The following is a 17511-nucleotide window of genomic DNA, read 5'->3' on the forward strand; positions in this document are numbered from 1 at the left end:
GCCCGGTCAGCGCAGGCGGGCGACGCGACCCAGTTCGCCCGACGCCCAGCAGGCGCCGTCCGCGCAGGCCACGGCGTCGAAGCTGCCGGTGTCGAAGCGGGTCCAGGTGCGGCCGCCGTCGCGGGTCCAGTCGCTGCCGGTCGGGCCGACCGCGTAGGCGGTGTCGCCGCGGGGTGAGCGCCAGGCCACGCCGGAGCGGTACTCGCCGGGGACCGTGCGCGCGACCGTCCACGTGCGCCCGCCGTCGCGGCTCGTGGCGGCCGCGTCCGGGGCCGCGGCCGGCGCGGCGAAGTCGCCGCCGACCGCGAGGCCGTGCGCCCGGTCGCGGAAGGCGAGGGAGTAGATGCCCGCCGAGGCGCCCGACGGGATCGGGGTGGTCGCGACGGTCCAGTGGCGGCCGAGGTCGGCGGTGCGCAGGACCCGCGACGCGGAGCCGCCGCCGGTGGCGAACCAGGCGTCCGGGCCGGGGCGGGCGGCGGTCACGAGGCAGGTGCCGCTGGCGGCGAAGGCGAACTCGCCGTCGAGGGCCGCGGGCATGCCGGCGTGCCGCGGCGCCCAGTGCCGGCCGCCGTCCTCGGTGGCCAGCAGCTGGAAGCGGCCGTCGACCGGGTCGCCGAGGGCGAGGCCGTGGCGGCGGTCGAAGAACGCGAAGCAGTCGTAGAACGCGGCCTCGTCGGTGTTGCGGAAGGTCTCGGTCCAGGTGCGGCCGCCGTTGTCGGTGAGGTAGACCCGGGAGTCCTCGCCGTTGCCGATCGACAGGACGACGGCGTGCTCGGCGTCGAAGGCCTCGATGTCGCGAAACTGCAGGCCGGCGGTGTCCGGCGGCCCGACGGAGCGCCAGCTGCGCCCGCCGTCGCCGGTGCGCAGGACGGTGCCCTCGGTGCCGGAGGCCCAGGCCACCCGGTCACTCACGGCGGCGAGGCCGCGCAGGCGCGCGGTGGAGCCGGTGTCGAGCAGCCGCCACGACGGTGCCGGCGGCCATCCGAAGCCGCCGGCACCGAGGACGACGGCAAGTCCGAGCGTGATCGCGACGATGCGGGACCTCATGCCGCCCGAACTTACCGACTTCAATGGAGGTTGGATAGGGCCTCAGGGGGTCCAGGGGGCGGTGACGGCCCAGCTCACGTCGTCGGACCACAGCGTCGCGGCGTCCCAGGCGTTCGAGCCGCCGTTGCTGGCGATGTAGAGCAGGTTGTTGTAGTGGCGGATGTACCGGTCGGAGAAGTTGAGCGACCGCAACGCGTTGCCCTGGCCGTTCTTGCCGGCCTCGGAGCAGAACGTCGCGTCCTGGGCGAACAGGGCGTTGCCGTCGTTGGCCTGCAACGAGATCTGGTAGTTCTGGTGCCGCAGGTACTGCCCGGCGGTGTTCTTGGACTCGAACGAGTAGCAGGAGCCGTTGGCGAGCCCGGCGCGCACGATCCAGGAGGCGTTGGCCTTGTCCGTGGCCGTGCTCGACGCGCTCACGACCGAGGTGTTCACGGCGCTGCCGGCGTGGCTGATGTACCGCGTGGTGCAGCACGCCGTCGTCGCCCGCAGCGAGATCGACTGGCCCGGTGTGAGCGTGGTGCCGCCGCCCTGCCCGGAGGTGTTGTAGTTCGCGGCGACGATGTTGGCCTGGACCGAGTTCTCGGTGGCGTCGCTCGGGTAGCCCGAGGTCATGACGCCCTCGTAGAAGGTGCCGGCCGAGCCGTTGCTGTTGTCGCCGCCGATGCCCAGGATGATCGCGCCCTCCTTCTTCATCGGGTTGTAGCCGGACGCGTTGGGCCGGGCCCCGTTGTAGAAGGTCGACAGGCCGCCGGACTGCGCGTTGGCGCCGCGGATCGACCAGTGGTTCGGCTCGCCCTTGACGATCGCGGTCACGAACCGGTTGGAGATGCTCGGGTCGTTGCTGTTGTACCCGGGGTTCGCGCCCGAGAACAGCCCGTTCTCGAGGTCGGCCATGATCCACGGGCCGTTGCCGGTGCCGTAGCCCCAGACCTTGATGTTGCCGAAGTAGATGGCCTCCATGGTGCCGTTGCCGTTGTCCCGGCTGTTGCGCTCGGCGTTGCCGTAGTCGAAGCAGCAGCCGCCGTTGTAGTGCGTGCCGTCGAAGATCGCGTACATGCCCTCGGGCTGGTCGCCGGTCGCGATGCCGTTGGTGTTGTTGTTGCGGTAGCCGGTGCCCGGGGCGACGAAGACGCCGTACACCTTGTGCCCGCCGATCGTCACGGGCGCCGCGGTGGCGTTGGCGAGGTTGTCGTAGCCCCCGGCCGCCGGGCCGTTGAACCCGCCGGGCGGGGCCTGGGTGAGCCGGTTGTTCCGGCCGGTCTGGTCGTAGATGATCGTGATCACGCAGGACGTGTTCGCGCAGAAGCTGTCCTGGGCGGCCGCGTTGGCGTAGCTGCCCGCGGAGACCGGCGCGATGTCCTGGGTGGCGTTGTCCGACGCCCGCCGGACCTGGTAGAGCGGGCCGCTGTACGTGCCGTAGAGCGCCCGGGTGGTGCTGTGCGCGGCGACGCAGGGCGTGCCGCCGGCGGCGTAGATGTCGCAGGGCTGCGACGTCGCCGCCTGCGAGGTGCCGACCCCGACGAGAGCGCTCACAATGAGCGCCCCGGCGAAGGCGGCCCCGAGGAGGGCCTTGCGCATGGTTTCTCGACCTCATTCCGTGTGGCGGTACGGATGGAACGCCGTGAATGTGAGCGCTAACATAGCCGAGTTGCCGCCGGCACGCAATGGCCGGGACGACCCGCCGGTGCGCCCGGGTACGACGGGGGCATGAACGCCGCACCGCCGTGGTATCAGAGAAGACATGACCTTGACCGTCCTGGTGACCGGCGCCTCCGGGTTCGTCGGGTCGCGACTCGTCCCGCGGCTGCTCGCCGAGGGGCACCGGGTGCGCGCGATGACGCGCCGGCCCGGGCAGTACGCCGGCGAGGGCGAGCCCGTCGCCGGCGACGTCACGGACCCGGCGAGCCTGCGCGGCGCGCTCGAGGGCGTGGACGTCGCCTACTACCTGGTGCACTCCCTCGGCCTCGACGACTTCGTCGAGCGCGACGCCGCCGCCGCGCGCCACTTCGCCGCCGCGGCCGCCGAGGCGGGCCTGGAGCGCATCGTGTACCTCGGCGGCCTCGGCGCCGACGGCGACGCGCTCTCCGAGCACCTGCGCTCGCGGCGCGAGGTCGAGCAGATCCTGGCCGCCGGGCCGGTGCCGGTGACGACGCTGCGGGCGGCGGTCATCGTCGGGCACGGCGGCATCTCGTGGGAGATCACGCGCCAGCTCGTCGAGCACCTGCCGGCGCTGATCACGCCGCAGTGGGTCACCACCCGCACCCAGCCCGTCGCGCTGCCGGACATCCTGCGCTACCTCGCCGGCGTCGCGGACAGCGAGGCGGCGCGCGGCCGCGTCTTCGAGGTGGGCGGCCCGGACGTGCTCAGCTTCGCCGACATGCTGCAGCGGGTGGCGGCGGTCCGCGGCAAGTACCTGCCCAACGTCACCGTCCCGCTGCTCACCCCGCGACTGTCGTCGATGTGGCTGTCGCTCGTCACCGACGTGGACATCCCGACCGCGCGCACCCTCGTGGACTCCCTCAGCGCCGAGACGGTGGTGCGCGAGCACCCGATCGCCGAGCTGTTCCCGGGCCCGGCGCTGGGCTACGACGACGCGGTGCGGCTGGCCCTGGCCGAGCGCGAGGCGGAGCTCGCCGACCGGGAGGCGCGGCGGACCGCGGACGCGGCGACCGAGGCCGCCGCGACCGCGCGCACGGCCACCGACGCCGCCGACGCCGCCCGCGAGCGGCTCCGCGCGGTCCGCGCGGAGCTGGGCGTGAGCGGCTCGTGAGGGCGCTGCGGGCGCTGGCCCGGGCCGCGTTCGTCGACCCCGTGCCGCGCACCCACGACGAGCCGGACGCGGCCTTCCGCCGCCGCCGGATCGTGGTCGCCGTGACCCTCGTCGCGGGCGCGGCACTGCTCGGCTGGTCGCTGACGATCCGCCCCGGCGACCCGCTCTTCTACGCCATGACGCTCGCGGTCGCCGCGACGTGGGTGGCGGGCAGCCTGCTGTCGGGCCGCCTGCACCTGGGCCGCATCCTCTACCGCGACCGGCTGCGCCGCCCCGTGCTGACCCCGATCGCGACGGGCCTGCTCGTCGGGGGCGTGTTCGTGGCCGGCGCGCTGGTCGTCGCGCACATCCCGCCGCTGCGCGACTTCACCGGCGAGGTGCTCGACCACGCCCGCTACGGCGCGGTCGTGCCCATCACCGTGGTCACCCTGCTCAACGGCCTGGCCGAGGAGGTCTTCTTCCGCGGCGCCCTGTTCGCCGCGATCGGCCGCCGCCACCCGGTGCTGATCTCGACCGTCGTCTACGCCCTCGCCACGATCGCGACGGCCAACCCGATGCTGGTCTTCGCCGCCGCGGTGCTCGGCACCGTGCTGGGCCTGCAGCGCCGCGCGTCGGGCGGGATCCTGGCCCCGATCCTCACCCACGTGACGTGGTCGATGGTCATGCTGTTCGCCCTGCCGCCGCTGCTGCGGACCTAGAGCGAAAGCCGCTCGGGGCCTAGAGCGGAAGCCGCTTTGGGCCAAGAGCGAAAGCCGCTTTGGGCCTAGAGCGAAAGCCGCTTTGGGCCTAGAGCGACACCGCGACCGACTCCAGGGCATCGAGGGAGTGCTGCAGCCCCGCCTCCATGCCCGAGGCGATGATCGCGTCGCGGGTCTCCTGGTCGCCGTATTCGCAGCGCATCTCCATCAGCGTCCGCCCGCCGGTCTCGGTGAGCGTGACCGTGATGAGCCCGGTGTGCGCGTCGGGGTCGGGCAGGCCCTCGAAGACCTCGGTGTTCACCAGCCGGTCCGGGGCCTCGACCTCGCGGTACACCCCGCGGAACGCCACCTCGTGACCCCCGGGGCCGACCTGCACGAACCGCCACGCGCCGCCGACGCGCAGGTCGATCTCGGCCGAGTGCATCTCGCCCATCCCCGCGCCCCACCAGCGCTTCACGAGATCGGGCTCGGTGTAGACCCGCCACACGAGCGCCTTGGGCGCGTTGAACTCACGGGTGATGAGGATCTGCCGGTCGGTCGGGAGCGTGACCTTCGCCGTGCCCCTGGTGGTGGTCGTCATTGTCGGTCTCCTTCGCCATGAGGTCGTCCAGGACGTCGTCCATGCGGTCGAATCGTTCGTTCCAGCGCCGCTCGTAGGTCGCGAGCCACTCGTAGAGCGGCTTGAGCGGCCCGGGGTTGAGCCGGTAGACGCGCTGCCGGCCCACCTCGCGCACCCGCACCAGATCGACCTCGCGCAGCACGCGCAGGTGCTTGGACACCTGCGGCTGCGTGAGGCCGAGCATGTCCACGAAGTCGCCGACCGGCCGCTCGCCCTGGGCGAGCAGGTCGAGGATCTGCCGCCGCCGAAGCTCCGCGACGGCGTTGAACGCGTCCGTGGTGGTAGCCGCTCGTGCCATGCGCCAATCATATGCCGATAACGGAATGCGTCAAGGAACAACGGCGGAAAAGCTTCCTGGCTCGGGCCGCGTCACCTGCGGACCGTCGCTCATTGGTAGAACTGGTGCTGCCCGGTCCTGTGGGGGCTGGGCGGCACCTGGCCGTTGGATCACTGCCATCCGTTGCTGCCCCGGTTGAGGGCTTGCGGGAGTGTTTGCGGGGTCTGGCGGTCCGGGACATCCCGACTGGCAACAGGGCTACTGCGCCGTAGAGCGCCCGTCAATGAGCGTCCGGCAGTGATGTCCCGAACCACCAGGTGCGCCTCCCACTGGATTGAGCAGCGGCAGGCGCAGCTTTGAGTGTGACGGATGCACGGTTCGCCGGGATCGACTGGGCGCAAGACTCGCACGCGATCTGCGTCATCGATGCGGCTGGGGAGCCTCTCGAGCGTCTGGTCGTGGCGCATACGAAGGCCGGGATCGGCAAGGCCGTCGGGGTGCTGCGTCGCCACGGCGTGGCCGGGGTCGGGATCGAACGTTCGGACGGTCCCCTCGTCGTGGGGCTCCTCGCGGCCGGTCTCGAGGTGTTCGTGATGCCGCCGTCGCGGGTGAAGTCGTTGCGGGGCCGGTACGGGTCGGCGGGGAACAAGGACGACCGGTTCGACGCCTACATGCTCGCCGATGTGGTCCGCACCGACCGGCGCCGGCTGACCCCGCTGCGGCCGGACACGGCGGCGACGACGAGTCTGCGGACCCTGGTCCGGGCCCGGGCTGACCTGGTGCAGCACCGGGTCGCCCTGGTGAACCAGCTGCGGGCGCATCTGCTGACGGTGCTGCCGGGGGTGGTGGGGTTGTTCTGCGAGCTGACGTCGCCGATCAGCCGGGCGTTCCTGACCGCGTTCCCGACCCAGGACGCCGTCGATGCGCTCACGGTCGAGGAGCTCACCGGGTGGCTGGCCGGGCAGCGTTACCGGAAACGGCCGCCCGAGGTGCTCCTAGCCCGGCTGCAGGACGCACCCACGGGAGTGACCGGCCCGGCCGGGACCGCCCTCGCGGGGGTCACCACCGCCTACCTGACCGCGGCGACCGGCCTCATCGAACAGATCAACGCCCTCGAAACCCAGATCGCGCAGGCCCTCGCCGAGCACCCGGACGGGGCGATCTTCACGTCCCTGCCCCGGGCCGGGACGGTCCGCGCCGCCCGGCTCCTGGCCGAGATCGGCGACGCCCGCGGCCGGCACCCCACCCCCGCGGCCCTGGCCGGCCTGGCCGGGGTGACCCCCTCCACCCGGCAGTCCGGACAGGTCAGGATGGTGGCGTTCCGCTGGTCGGTGAACAAACAACTCCGCGGCGCGGTCTGCGACTTCGCCGCCGACTCCCGCCACGCCAACCCCTGGGCTGCCGATCTTTACGCCCAGGCCAGAGCCCGCGGCCACCGCCACCCACACGCCGTCAGAATCCTCGCCCGCGCCTGGCTCACCATCATCTGGAAACTCTGGACCACCGGCACCCCATACAACCCCGACCAACACAACGCCCTACAGAAACTCCTCACCCAAACCCCTTGACCCCACAGGGCACTCCCGCCAGGAATCCCGGCGTCCGCGGTGGCAAGGGCGAAGAGCTACGCCGTGGCTGACGGCCGGCGCGGGTTCACGACACCGTGGCGGCGATCAGCCCGGCACACGCGCGCGGGTCGTCGCTGAACGGCAGGTGCCCGCAGCCCCGCGTCACGGGCACCGATCGCGTCGAGCCGGCGCAGGACAGCCCGCAGCCCCGGCAGCAGCCGCCGACCGGCGCCGGTTCACGACACCGTGGCGGCGATCAGCCCGGCACACGCGCGCGGGTCGTCGCTGAACGGCAGGTGCCCGCAGCCCCGCGTCACGGGCACCGATCGGGTCGAGCGGGCGCAGGACAGCCCGCAGCCCCGGCAGCAGCCGCCGGCCGGCGCCGGTTCACGACACCGTGGCGGCGATCAGCCCGGCACACGCGCGCGGGTCGTCGCTGAACGGCAGGTGGCCACAGCCCCGCAGCCGCACGTGCCGGGCGCCGGGCAGCAGCCGCCGGGCCCGGCGCGCCTGGAACGCGGGCAGGATCAGGTCCCGCGACCCCCACACGATCGTCACCGGGATGTCCGCGAGCGCCCCGGCGGCGCCGAACCGGTGCCCCGCGAAGGCGTCCCGGGCCGCCGCGAAGCCGGGCGCCGCCGCCAGGGCCCGCGCGTCGGCCACGCCGGCCGCCGGATCGACCCGCGCCGGGTGCCCGAAGAACAGCCCGAACAGCGCGGCCCGCCCCGCCGCCGTCGAGGCCAGCCGCGGCAGCGCCGGCCCGCACGAGCGGGCGCAGGCCCGCGCCGCGGTGACCGAGGCCTGGCACCAGCGCCGCGACACGGGACCCCAGAAGCCGATCGGCGCGAAGGCCGTCACCGACAGCGCCGCCCCGCGCCGGCCGAGCTCGAGCGCCACGCCCCCGCCCATCGAGCTGCCGGCGACGTGGAAGGGCGGCGGCACGGCCGCGAGGACCCAGTCGGCGAGCGCGGGCACCGAGGCGGCCCCGGTGGGCGGGGACGCGCCGAAGCCGGGCAGGTCGAGCGCGCGCACGTCGGCCAGGCGCGCCGGCAGCGCGGGCCGCAGCGGGTCCCACACCTGGCGGCGGCTGCCCAGGCCGTGCAGGAGGACCAGCGGCGCCATACCTGCGTATCGTAGTTGTTGACAGCCCGACAACAAGGGCTCAAGGTGGCTCGCATGGAGTACGACGTCATCGTCGTGGGATCCGGGTTCGGCGGCAGCGTGAGCGCGCTGCGGCTGACCGAGAAGGGCTACCGCGTCGGCGTGCTGGAGACCGGCCGCCGCTTCGCCGACGCGGACTTCGCGAAGACGAGCTGGCGGCTGCGCGACTACCTGTTCGCCCCCGCCGCCGGCTGCTACGGCATCCTGCGCATGACGCTGCTGCCGGACGTGCTCGTGCTGTCCGGGGCCGGCGTCGGCGGGGGGTCGCTGGGCTACGCCAACACGCTGTACCGGCCGCCGGACGTCTTCTTCGCCGACCCGCAGTGGGCCGGGATCACGGACTGGAAGGCCGAGCTCGGCGGGCACTACGACACGGCCTCGCGCATGCTCGGGGTGGCCGAGAACCCGCGCACCACCGCCGCGGACGAGGTGCTGCGTTCCGTGGCCGAGGACCTCGGCGTCGCGCACACCTACCGCCGGACCCCCGTCGGCGTGCTCTTCGGCGAGCGCCCGGGCCAGACGGTGCCCGACCCGTACTTCGGCGGAGCCGGCCCCGCCCGCACCACCTGCACGTTCTGCGGCTCCTGCATGACCGGCTGCCGCGTCGGGGCGAAGAACACGACGGTGAAGAACTACCTGTACCTCGCCGAGCGCGCCGGCGCCGAGGTCCACGAGCGCACCACGGTGACCCGGGTGACGCCCCGCCCCGGCGGCGGCTACACCGTGCGGACCGTGCGCACCGGCGGCAAGCTGCGCCGGCGCCCCCGCACGTTCACCGCGCGCGAGGTGATTCTGGCCGCGGGCGCGCTCGGCACCCAGCGGCTGCTGCACCACGCCCGGCGCCGGGGCGACCTGCCGAACCTCTCGCCCCGCCTCGGCGAGCTGAGCCGGACCAACTCCGAGTCGATCCTGGGCCCGCGCTCCCGCCGCCGCGACGCCGACTTCACCGACGGGGTGGCGATCACGTCCTCGATCCACCCGGACGCCGACACGCACATCGAGCCGGTGCGCTACGGCCCCGGCAGCAACCTGCTCGGGCTCATGGCCGCCGTCCTCGTCGGCGACACCGGCCGGACCCCGCGCTGGCTGGCCGGGCTCGGCCGCACGCTCGCGAGCCGGCGGGACTGGCCGCGGCTGTTCTGGCCGCGCCGCTGGTCGCAGCAGACGATCGTGCTGCTGGCCATGCAGCCCAAGGACAACTCGATCACCGTCGGCCCCCGCCGCGGCCCCCTCGGCGGGCGGCGCCTGACGAGCCGGCGCGGGGCCGGGGAGCCGAATCCGGTGTACCTCCCCGTCGCCCACGACGTCGCCCGGCGCGTGGCCGAGAAGATCGACGGCGTGCCGCTCGGCTCCGTGACCGAGCTCGTCGGCCGCCCGGTGACGGGGCACTTCATCGGCGGCGCCGCGATCGGGGCGGATCCGCAGCACGGCGTCATCGACCCGTACCATCGCGTCTTCGGCCACCCCGGGCTCCACGTGGTCGACGGCGCCGCGGTGACCGCGAACCTCGGCGTGAACCCGTCGCTGACGATCACCGCGCTGGCCGAGCGGGCCCTGTCCCTGTGGCCCAACCACGGCGACCCGGACCCGCGCCCGCCGCTGGGCACGCCCTATGTCCGCGTCGCCGCCGTGGAGGCGCGCAACCCGGCGCTGGGGCCGGCCGCGTGACCGGGACCACCACCGAGCGCGGACGCGACACGCCGCTGAGGCCGGCCCACGTGACCGGGGCCCTCGACGCCGTCGCGGCGCTGGAGCCGGCCCACATGACCGGGACCGTCGACGCCGTCGCGGCCCTGGGGCCGGCCCACGTGGTCGGGACCGTCGACGCCGTCGCGGCCCTGGGGCCGGCGCTGGGGCCGGCCGCGTGACCGGGACCGTCGCCGAGCGCGGGCGCCGCCTCGAGCCCGACCAGCGGCGCGCCCAGATCCTGTCGTGCGCGGTGCGGCTCTTCGGCGAGCGCCCCTACGCCGAGGTGTCGACGACCGGCATCGCCGAGGCGGCCGGCGTGGCCCGCGGGCTGATCAACCACTACTTCGGCACCAAGCGGGACCTCTACGTCGAGGCCGTGCGGGTGCTCGTGACCATCCCGCCGGTCGCCGTGGAGCAGCTGCCCGCGGGCGGCCTGGCGACCCGGGTCGACGCCAGCGTCACCTGGTTCCTGGACGTCGTCGCGCGGCACAGCGCCTCCTGGCTGGCCGCGGTCGACGCCGGCGACCCCGACGTGCGCCGGGTCCTGGCCGAGGCCGACGAGGTCGCCGCGGACAGCATCCTGGTCGCGATCGGCCTGGCCGCCGACGACGGGCACCGCGACGAGCGCCGGGCGATGATCCGCGCGTACTGCGGCCTGGCCAAGGCGACCGCCCGCGAGTGGCTCGAGCGCGGCGCCCTGACCCGCGAGCAGGTCCACACGATGCTCGCGACCACGCTCATCACCCTCGTCCGCGAGGTGTTCCCGCGGGTGCGCCCATGACACCGACCGCCACGACACCCAGCACCCCGGTTCCCGGGACCCCCCCCGCGGGCGCGCCCATGACACGGACCGCCACGACACGCAGCGCCACCGTCCGCGAGGCTCTCCCGGCGGTGCGCCCATGACACGGATCGCCATGGTCGGGGCCGGGTTCGGGGGGATCGCGGTCGCGCATCTGCTGCGCCGGGCCGGGTTCGGCGACGTCACGATCTACGAGCGGGCGGCGGAGGTCGGCGGCGTCTGGCGCGACAACACCTACCCCGGCTGCGCGTGCGACATCCCCGCGCCGCTCTACTCGTACTCCTTCGCGCTCAACCCCGACTGGTCGCAGCGGTTCCCGCCGCACGACGAGATCCTGCGCTACCTGCGCACGTGCGCCGACGACTTCGGGCTGCGGCCGCACCTGCGCCTCGGCACCGCCGTCGCGGCCGCGGCCTGGACCGGCACCGCGTGGCGCCTCACGCTCGCCGATCAGGCCACGGGGCTGCGGAGCACCGCGGAGTACGACATCCTGATCCCGGCCACGGGCCAGCTCACGCGGCCGGTCGTGCCCGCGCTGCCCGGCGCGGAGGACTTCGCCGGGCTCGCCGTGCACACCGCGGCCTGGGACCCGGCGATCGACGTCACCGGCCGGCGCGTCGGCGTCATCGGCACCGGGGCGAGCGCCGTGCAGCTCGTGCCCGCGATCGCGGACCGGGCGGCGGCGGTCACGGTGTTCCAGCGCTCCGCGCCCTGGACGCTGCCGAAGCCCAACCGGCGGTACGGCCGCGTCCGCCGGGCCCTGAACCGCCGCGTCCCGCCGCTCATGCGCGCGGCCCGGGCCGGCACCTGGCTGCTGACCGTGGTCACCGGGCGCGCGATGACAGGCCGGCCGATCGCCCGCCGCTTCGTGCGCGCCCTCTCCGACGCCCAGCGCCTGCTCCAGGCCCGCCGGCTGCGGCCGCGGGTGACGCCGGACTACGCGATGGGGTGCAAGCGGGTCCTGTTCACCGGCGACTGGTACCGGACGCTGCGCCGAGCGCACGTGGACCTCGTGACGCACGACATCGTCCAGGTCACGAGCGCGGGGGTGCGCACGGCGGACGGCTCGGCGTACGACTGCGACCTGCTCGTCTATGCGACGGGCTTCGCGGCGACCGAGTTCCTGACCCCGCTGGCCGTGACCGGGCGCGACGGCCGGCGGCTGGACGAGGAGTGGCGCGACGGCGCCTACGCCCACCTGGGGATCACGGTGCCGGGCTTCCCGAACCTGTTCCTCATGTACGGCCCGAACACGAACACCGGCAACACCTCCGTCGTGTACTTCCACGAGTCCCAGGCCCGCTACATCGTCCAGGCGGTCCGGGCGGTGGCCGAGTCCGGCCCCCTGGAGGTGCGCGCCGACGTCGCGGCCGCCTTCGACGCGGAGATGCAGCGCCGCCTGGGCGGGAGCGTGTGGACCGGGTGCACGAGCTGGTACCGCACCGCCACCGGCCGCGTGGTGACCAACTGGCCGGGGATGGCCTCGGAATACCGTGCCCGGACCGCCCGCCTGTCCCGCACCGACTACCGCTGAGCCGCGACCGCGAACGACACTGCCCCTGAACCGCGGCCGCGAACGACACTGCCCCTGAGCCGCGGCCGCGAACGATACTGCCGCTGAGCCGCTGAGCCGCGGCCCCGGACACTAGCGCTGGGCCGCGGACCCGAACGACATCCGGAAGTCGTCGGCGACCAGCGAGAGCAGCGGCCTGCGCCCGGCGAGGAACCCCAGCGGCCCGTCCGGCTCGAAGTGCCACTCGGCCTTCGCCGGACCGCACCGGGCCGTGGCCCGGACGGGCGTCGTCTTGGGCCGCCCGCGCAACACCTGCGTGCACCGGAACCGGACCGGCAGCCGCAACAGCGGTCGCGCGGCGCCGAACCCCGCCGAGGCGATCGACCCCGCCGAGGCGATCGACCCCGCCGAGGCGATCGACCCGGCCGAGGCGGTCGACCCCGCTGAAGCGGTCGACTCGACTGAAGCGATCGACCCGGCTGAGGCCCGGGTGTCGGTGATCTCCAGCGCGGCGAGATCCTTGGGAATCCCCCAGAGCTCCCGCCCGCCGTCGCGCGAGTCGGCGCTGTCGACCCAGATGTGCGAGATCGTCACCCGGGGCCGGATCCCCGCCCGGACGAGCACGGCGGCCAGCAGCTCGCGATAGCTCATGTCCCCGCCGGGCCGGTAGTCCACCCACGCCGCGCCGACCAGCGCCCGCGGCCCGGCCCGCACGACCCGCACGGCCCCGCGGAGCTCGACGGGCAGCGGGGGCACGGCGGCGACCGGGACCGCCCAGACCGACACGGTCATGCGGCCGCACAGCGACCACGGCTCCGGCGGGTAGCCCATGTCTGCGCACTCTACGCTTCTTGGCACCCTGCCAACAGCCGCGCGGGCCGGGTTCGCGCGGCGGCGAGCCGACCCGGGCGAGAACCGCACGCCGCGGCCGCGGGCGCTCCCGGCAAGCCGCCGGCGTGGGGCGAGCGTCGCCGACGCGGCCGATGCCTACGCTGCCCTCACCGGGCCCGCATCCCGGCGGTCCGGCCGGTGGGTCAGACGCGGATCCGGCGGGCGCGGCGGAGCATCACGACGGCGCCGGACGCGAACAGCACCACCAGCACGGCCAGCGCCACCACGCTGAACGAGCCCGAGCGGCCGGGGGCCGCGGGCCGCGCGCCCGCGGTGCCGGGGGCGGCCGCGGCTTCGGCGACGGCCGACGGCGGTGGCGGCGCGTGCAGCCGGGCCGCCTCCTCGGGCGTGACCAGGTGCCCGACCGAGGCGCCGGCGGGCCGGGTGAAGCCCCAGTCCAGCAGCGTCGTGCCCTGCTTCCAGGCGCGGGCGGGCACGATCTCGGCGCCCATGATCGTGACGACGAGCCGCCGGTCGCCGCGCTTGGCGGCGCCGACGTACGTGTGCCGGGCCTCGTCGGTGAAGCCGGTCTTGCCGCCGATGGCGCCCGGGTACTCGGTCAGCAGCTTGTTCTCGTTCTGGATCTGGAAGCCCTTCGGGTCCTTCGGCGGCTGGGCCGGCCACTGGAAGGTCAGGGCGCTGTCGTACTGCAGGAACGCCGCCCGGTCCAGGTTCTCCCGGGCGATGAGGGCCAGGTCGTAGGCGCTCGTGAACTGCTCGGGGGCGTCCAGCCCCGACGGCGTGACCGCGTGCGTGTCGTCGGCGCCGAGCCGGTGCGCCTCGGCGTTCATGGCCGCGATCGTCGCCGGGACGCCGCCGTCGCCGCCCCCGACCCGGGCGAGGGCGTTCGCGGCGTCGTTGCCGGACTGCAGCAGCAGGCCGTACCACAGCGTCGAGACCGGGTACCGGCCCCCGGCGATGATGCCGACCAGCGAGCTGTCGGCGGGCAGGTCGAGGTCGGCCGGGGTCGCCTCGACGACCTGGTTCGGGTCGAGCTTGGGCAGTACCGTCGCGGCGAGCAGCAGCTTCTGCACGCTGGCCGGACGGCGGCGCAGGTGCGGGGCGCAGGCGCCGAGCACCTCGCCGGTGTCGAGGTCGGCGACCACCCACGACATCGCCGAGGTGCTCGGCGGGGCGGGGGCGCCGGGCGGCACGGCCAGGCCCGTGGTCGCCAGCCGCGCGCCGCCGACGACGGGCGCGGCCGGGTCCCGCTCGGGTGAGGGCGGGGTGGGCGGGATGGTGGGGATGGACGCGTAGGGGCACGGCACCACGGCGGCGGTGTCGGCGGCGGCGGAGCCGGACGGCTCCAGCAGCCGCAGCGGACCAGCCGACAGCACGGAGCCGGCGGTGTCGGCGGCGGCGGCGGACGGCTCCAGCAGCCGCAACGGACCAGCCGACAGCACGGAGCCGGCGGCGGTGGCGGTGGCGGTGGCGGTGGCGGACGGCTCCAGCAGCGGCAACGGACCAGCCGACAGCACGGCGGCCAGCGCGCCGGCACCCAAACGCCACAGATCCATGAGCGGAGCCTATCGAGACGGGCAGTTGCCCGCCGGTGCAGTCGTGAACGCGACGACGGTTGCGACGGATCGCCGCTACCCTGCCGCCGTGGACGAATACCTGCGGCCTGCCGGCGGGCGCGAGCGCGACCGTCCGGGGCGAGCGGACCGCCATCGGGTTCACCCGCGACGGCGCCGCGCTCGTCGCGGTGGTCACCGGCGCGGACGGCGTGGACGAGCCCCCGGTGCGGCTGGCGCCGCTGGACGCGTGGCCGCTCGTGCGCGACCGGCTGCGGTAGCCGCGCACCCCGTACTGCACCAGAACCGCACTCAGAAACGCCGCTCGCGCACCGATCGGTGTGGCCATGCCGGACAGCGCGCTCGAGCAGCACGAGATCGACTACCGGGCCCGCCAGGTCAGGCTGGGCACGTGGGTCGGCGTCGGGGTCATCCTGATCGGCGCCGTGCGGGTCCGGCTGGAATGGCACGGCGGCCCGTGGATCATCACCGCCATGCTCCTCGCCGCGCTGGGACAGGCGGGACTGGCGATGCTGCCGTGGCAGCGGTACGTCCAGGCGCCCTGGCTCCCCCGGGCGCTCGCCGGGTGGTGGCTGGCCAACCTGGTGCTGCTGCTGGCGTTCACCGCCTACGACACCGCCGCGCTGACCATCTACCCCGCCGGCATCATGCTCGTGCTGGCCTCGACCGCGGCGCTGGCCGACAGGAGCTCCGTGATCGGGCTCGGCACGCTCAGCATCGCCGGGTACCTGGCCCTGGTCATCACCCGCGACCGGCCCGTCGGCCCCACCCTGGCCGCGCTGACCGTCTCGCTCATGCTCGGCGTCACCTGGTTCTGCGCCCAGACCGCGAGCAACCGCAGCCGGCTGGACCGGGCCCGGCGCCGCGCCGAGAACAAGATCGAGGCGCTGCTGGAGGCCTCGTCCGACGCGGTGCTGGCGATCCGCGGCGACGGCGGCGGGGTGACCTACGCGAGCCCGTCGGTGCGTACCGTGCTCGGCTACGACACCGCGTTCGTGACCAGCGCGCTGCTCTCCGACATCACCCACCCCGACTACCTCCCCGTGTCCCAGGAGTGGTGGCAGCGGGTCATCGGCGGCGGGCCCGGCTACACCGCCCGGGCCGAGTCCCGCGTGCGCCGGGCCGACGGCGCCTGGATCTGGGTCGAGGTCATCGGCACCAACCGGACCACCGAGGCGCCGCTCTTCGCCGCGGTCATCAGCATCCGCGACATCACCGGCCGCAAGGAGCTGGAGGAGGAGCTGACCCGGCAGGCGTTCGCCGACTCGCTGACCGGGATGCCGAACCGGGCCCTGTTCCGCGACCGGCTCGAGCACGCCATCGCCCGCAACCGGCGCGGCGGCGGCCGGATCACCCTGCTCCTGGTCGACCTCGACGACTTCAAGCTCGTCAACGACAGCCTCGGGCACACCGCCGGCGACCAGCTCATCGCGACCACCGCGCTGCGCCTGCACCAGCAGCTGCGCGCCGCCGACACCCTGGCCCGCCTCGGCGGCGACGAGTTCGCGATCCTCGTCGAGGACATCACCGAGATCGAGGCCATGGACCTCGCGGAGCGGCTGCTGGCCGCGATCCGCCGGCCGCTGCGGCTGGGCAACCGCGAGGTCGTCTGCTCGGCGTCGATCGGCGTGGCGACCGCCAAGGCCGGCGACGGCGACGACGGGCCCGACCCCGGGGAGCTGCTGCGCAACGCCGATCTGGCCATGTACGCCGCCAAGGGCGCCGGCCGCGACCGCTACGCCCTGTTCGACCCGGCCATGTACGCCGGCATCATGCGCGAGGCCGAGGACCGCGCCGAGCTCGAGCGCGCCCTGGCCCAGCACGAGTTCCTGGTGCACTACCAGCCGATCGTCGACCTGCCGACCAGCCGCCTCATCGGCGTCGAGGCCCTGGTGCGCTGGCAGCACCCGGTGCGCGGCCTGGTCGGCCCGAACACGTTCATCCCCCTGGCCGAGTCGACCGGGCTCATCGTGCCGCTGGGCCGCTGGGTGCTGCGCCAGGCCTGCGAACAGCTGGCCGCCTGGTGCGAGCAGTTCCCGGTCGCGGCCGGGATCCGGGTCAACGTGAACCTCTCGGCGCGGCAGTTCCAGCACGAGGGGCTGGTCGAGGAGGTCGCCGGCATCCTGGCCGAGACCGGCGTCGACCCGCACCAGATCGTCCTGGAGATCACCGAGTCGCTGCTCATGCAGGACACCGACTCCACCATCGAGACCCTCGGGCGGCTCAAGGCGCTCGGCGTGCGCCTGGCCATCGACGACTTCGGCACCGGGTACTCGTCGCTGTCGTACCTCAAGCGCTTCCCGGTCGACATCCTCAAGATCGACCGCTCGTTCGTCGACGGCATCGACACCGAGGACGGCGACGCCACGCTGGCCGAGGCGGTCGTGCAGCTGGGCCGGGCGCTGCAGCTGCAGACGGTCGCCGAGGGCATCGAGACCACCGAGCAGTGGTCGACGCTGCAGGACCTCGGGTGCGAGTTCGGCCAGGGGTACCTCTTCGCGCGGCCGGGCGCCGCCGACGAGATCTCCTCGATCCTCGGCGACGCCCGGGCCCCGCGGGGCTAGACCACTGACACGTGGGCGTGCACGATGCGCCAGCCCTCCGGCAGCCGCACCCACGTCTGGGACTGCCGGCCCTCGCCGGAGCCGTCCGGATAGCCGAACAGCGTCGTGACGGTGGCCAGGTCCGAGCCGAAGGAGCAGATCCGGGTGTCGTACAGCCTGCGCCCCGCCGGCACCGCAGGCTGGGCGGACCGCCACGCGTGCAGCGCGGCCGCACCGGTCTGGCGGTCCGCGATGCCGAAGCGGGTGACCGCCGGCGAGTCCCAGAACCAGCCGGCGAGCGCCTCGGCGTCGCCGGCCACGAGCGCCTTCTCGTAGTCGCCGAACGCGGCCGCGACCTCGGCCACGACGTCGGGGCGATCGATGTCCACGGCGACCTC

At 74.4% G+C, this 17511-nt stretch carries 16 protein-coding genes and 1 pseudogene; 9 read left to right on the plus strand and 8 right to left on the minus strand.

The window, feature by feature from the left end:
- Positions 1 to 6: 6 nt before the first annotated feature.
- Positions 7 to 1047 carry a WD40/YVTN/BNR-like repeat-containing protein gene (locus ACQP1P_RS28905; protein WP_433075266.1) on the minus strand — a complete coding sequence of 347 codons (1041 nt, stop codon included), beginning with the start codon at positions 1045 to 1047 and terminating at the stop codon, positions 7 to 9.
- A gap of 42 nt (positions 1048 to 1089) precedes the next feature.
- On the minus strand, positions 1090 to 2625 hold the full coding sequence (locus ACQP1P_RS28910; protein ID WP_433075269.1) for an alpha-L-arabinofuranosidase B: 1536 nt from the start codon (positions 2623 to 2625) through the stop codon (positions 1090 to 1092).
- Between the two features lie 163 nt (positions 2626 to 2788).
- Between ACQP1P_RS28910 and ACQP1P_RS28915 the strand changes: the two genes are divergently transcribed.
- Both ACQP1P_RS28915 and ACQP1P_RS28920 read left to right on the plus strand, forming a co-directional pair.
- A complete protein-coding gene (locus ACQP1P_RS28915) occupies positions 2789 to 3817 on the plus strand; it encodes an NAD(P)H-binding protein (protein WP_433075272.1) in 1029 nt (342 codons plus the stop codon).
- Positions 3814 to 4515 (plus strand): lysostaphin resistance A-like protein, encoded by a 702-nt coding sequence (locus ACQP1P_RS28920; protein WP_433075275.1) that lies wholly within the window; start codon positions 3814 to 3816, stop codon positions 4513 to 4515. Before ACQP1P_RS28915 ends, ACQP1P_RS28920 begins: the two co-directional genes overlap by 4 nt.
- A gap of 88 nt (positions 4516 to 4603) precedes the next feature.
- Here ACQP1P_RS28920 and ACQP1P_RS28925 read toward each other — a convergent pair whose 3' ends face one another.
- Both ACQP1P_RS28925 and ACQP1P_RS28930 read right to left on the minus strand, forming a co-directional pair.
- The gene (locus tag ACQP1P_RS28925) at positions 4604 to 5095 is read right to left on the minus strand and encodes an SRPBCC family protein (protein WP_433075278.1); all 492 of its coding nucleotides are present in this window, start codon (positions 5093 to 5095) and stop codon (positions 4604 to 4606) included.
- A 19-nt stretch (positions 5096 to 5114) separates the two neighbouring features.
- Positions 5115 to 5432: pseudogene (locus ACQP1P_RS28930) on the minus strand (ArsR/SmtB family transcription factor); the annotation flags it as partial.
- 341 nt (positions 5433 to 5773) lie between these two features.
- Here ACQP1P_RS28930 and ACQP1P_RS28935 point away from each other — a divergent pair.
- A complete protein-coding gene (locus tag ACQP1P_RS28935; RefSeq protein ID WP_433075281.1) occupies positions 5774 to 6979 on the plus strand; it encodes an IS110 family transposase in 1206 nt (401 codons plus the stop codon).
- Positions 6980 to 7366: 387 nt separating this feature from the next.
- On the opposite strand, the gene ACQP1P_RS28940 is transcribed toward ACQP1P_RS28935, so the two are convergent.
- Positions 7367 to 8101, minus strand: a complete 735-nt coding sequence (locus ACQP1P_RS28940) for an alpha/beta fold hydrolase (protein ID WP_433075284.1) — start codon at positions 8099 to 8101, stop codon at positions 7367 to 7369.
- Positions 8102 to 8155: 54 nt separating this feature from the next.
- Here ACQP1P_RS28940 and ACQP1P_RS28945 point away from each other — a divergent pair, with 54 nt between their 5' ends.
- The 4 genes from ACQP1P_RS28945 to ACQP1P_RS28960 all read left to right on the plus strand — a co-directional run bounded on the left by ACQP1P_RS28945 (position 8156) and on the right by ACQP1P_RS28960 (position 12165).
- Entirely contained in the window at positions 8156 to 9808 is a 1653-nt protein-coding gene (locus ACQP1P_RS28945; RefSeq protein WP_433075287.1) for a GMC family oxidoreductase N-terminal domain-containing protein, read from the plus strand.
- The gene (locus tag ACQP1P_RS28950; RefSeq protein WP_433075290.1) at positions 9805 to 10008 is read left to right on the plus strand and encodes a hypothetical protein; all 204 of its coding nucleotides are present in this window, start codon (positions 9805 to 9807) and stop codon (positions 10006 to 10008) included. Before ACQP1P_RS28945 ends, ACQP1P_RS28950 begins: the two co-directional genes overlap by 4 nt.
- Complete coding sequence (locus ACQP1P_RS28955) at positions 10005 to 10610, plus strand: TetR/AcrR family transcriptional regulator (protein ID WP_433075293.1); 606 nt, start codon at positions 10005 to 10007, stop codon at positions 10608 to 10610. Before ACQP1P_RS28950 ends, ACQP1P_RS28955 begins: the two co-directional genes overlap by 4 nt.
- A 121-nt stretch (positions 10611 to 10731) precedes the next feature.
- Positions 10732 to 12165 carry a flavin-containing monooxygenase gene (locus ACQP1P_RS28960; RefSeq protein ID WP_433075296.1) on the plus strand — a complete coding sequence of 478 codons (1434 nt, stop codon included), beginning with the start codon at positions 10732 to 10734 and terminating at the stop codon, positions 12163 to 12165.
- Between the two features lie 111 nt (positions 12166 to 12276).
- Here ACQP1P_RS28960 and ACQP1P_RS28965 read toward each other — a convergent pair whose 3' ends face one another.
- The gene (locus ACQP1P_RS28965) at positions 12277 to 12975 is read right to left on the minus strand and encodes an acetoacetate decarboxylase family protein (RefSeq protein WP_433075299.1); all 699 of its coding nucleotides are present in this window, start codon (positions 12973 to 12975) and stop codon (positions 12277 to 12279) included.
- Between the two features lie 203 nt (positions 12976 to 13178).
- Positions 13179 to 14552, minus strand: coding sequence for a D-alanyl-D-alanine carboxypeptidase family protein (locus ACQP1P_RS28970; protein ID WP_433075302.1), 1374 nt, complete (start codon positions 14550 to 14552; stop codon positions 13179 to 13181).
- 59 nt (positions 14553 to 14611) lie between these two features.
- Between ACQP1P_RS28970 and ACQP1P_RS28975 the strand changes: the two genes are divergently transcribed.
- Both ACQP1P_RS28975 and ACQP1P_RS28980 read left to right on the plus strand, forming a co-directional pair.
- Positions 14612 to 14830 carry a hypothetical protein gene (locus ACQP1P_RS28975; RefSeq protein ID WP_433075304.1) on the plus strand — a complete coding sequence of 73 codons (219 nt, stop codon included), beginning with the start codon at positions 14612 to 14614 and terminating at the stop codon, positions 14828 to 14830.
- 66 nt (positions 14831 to 14896) lie between these two features.
- Positions 14897 to 17134: a putative bifunctional diguanylate cyclase/phosphodiesterase gene (locus ACQP1P_RS28980; protein ID WP_433075307.1), complete on the plus strand. Its 2238-nt coding sequence runs from the start codon at positions 14897 to 14899 to the stop codon at positions 17132 to 17134.
- On the opposite strand, the gene ACQP1P_RS28985 is transcribed toward ACQP1P_RS28980, so the two are convergent.
- Positions 17131 to 17502 carry an AtzH-like domain-containing protein gene (locus ACQP1P_RS28985; protein ID WP_433075310.1) on the minus strand — a complete coding sequence of 124 codons (372 nt, stop codon included), beginning with the start codon at positions 17500 to 17502 and terminating at the stop codon, positions 17131 to 17133. The two genes, ACQP1P_RS28980 and ACQP1P_RS28985, sit on opposite strands and share 4 nt — an antisense overlap.
- Between the last annotated feature and the right edge of the window lie 9 nt (positions 17503 to 17511).

The organism is Dactylosporangium sp. CA-052675 (genome assembly GCF_050947935.1).
GTDB lineage: Bacteria > Actinomycetota > Actinomycetes > Mycobacteriales > Micromonosporaceae > Dactylosporangium.

Excerpts from the sequence above, each read along its gene's own strand:
- ACQP1P_RS28910 (WP_433075269.1), bottom strand. The coding sequence starts at position 2,625 with ATGCGCAAGGCCCTCCTCGGGGCCGCCTTCGCCGGGGCGCTCATTGTG.
- ACQP1P_RS28965 (WP_433075299.1), bottom strand. The coding sequence starts at position 12,975 with ATGGGCTACCCGCCGGAGCCGTGGTCGCTGTGCGGCCGCATGACCGTG.
- ACQP1P_RS28970 (WP_433075302.1), bottom strand. The coding sequence starts at position 14,552 with ATGGATCTGTGGCGTTTGGGTGCCGGCGCGCTGGCCGCCGTGCTGTCG.
- ACQP1P_RS28980 (WP_433075307.1), top strand. The coding sequence starts at position 14,897 with ATGCCGGACAGCGCGCTCGAGCAGCACGAGATCGACTACCGGGCCCGC.
- ACQP1P_RS28940 (WP_433075284.1), bottom strand. The coding sequence starts at position 8,101 with ATGGCGCCGCTGGTCCTCCTGCACGGCCTGGGCAGCCGCCGCCAGGTG.
- ACQP1P_RS28960 (WP_433075296.1), top strand. The coding sequence starts at position 10,732 with ATGACACGGATCGCCATGGTCGGGGCCGGGTTCGGGGGGATCGCGGTC.
- ACQP1P_RS28945 (WP_433075287.1), top strand. The coding sequence starts at position 8,156 with ATGGAGTACGACGTCATCGTCGTGGGATCCGGGTTCGGCGGCAGCGTG.
- ACQP1P_RS28925 (WP_433075278.1), bottom strand. The coding sequence starts at position 5,095 with ATGACGACCACCACCAGGGGCACGGCGAAGGTCACGCTCCCGACCGAC.
- ACQP1P_RS28915 (WP_433075272.1), top strand. The coding sequence starts at position 2,789 with ATGACCTTGACCGTCCTGGTGACCGGCGCCTCCGGGTTCGTCGGGTCG.
- ACQP1P_RS28905 (WP_433075266.1), bottom strand. The coding sequence starts at position 1,047 with ATGAGGTCCCGCATCGTCGCGATCACGCTCGGACTTGCCGTCGTCCTC.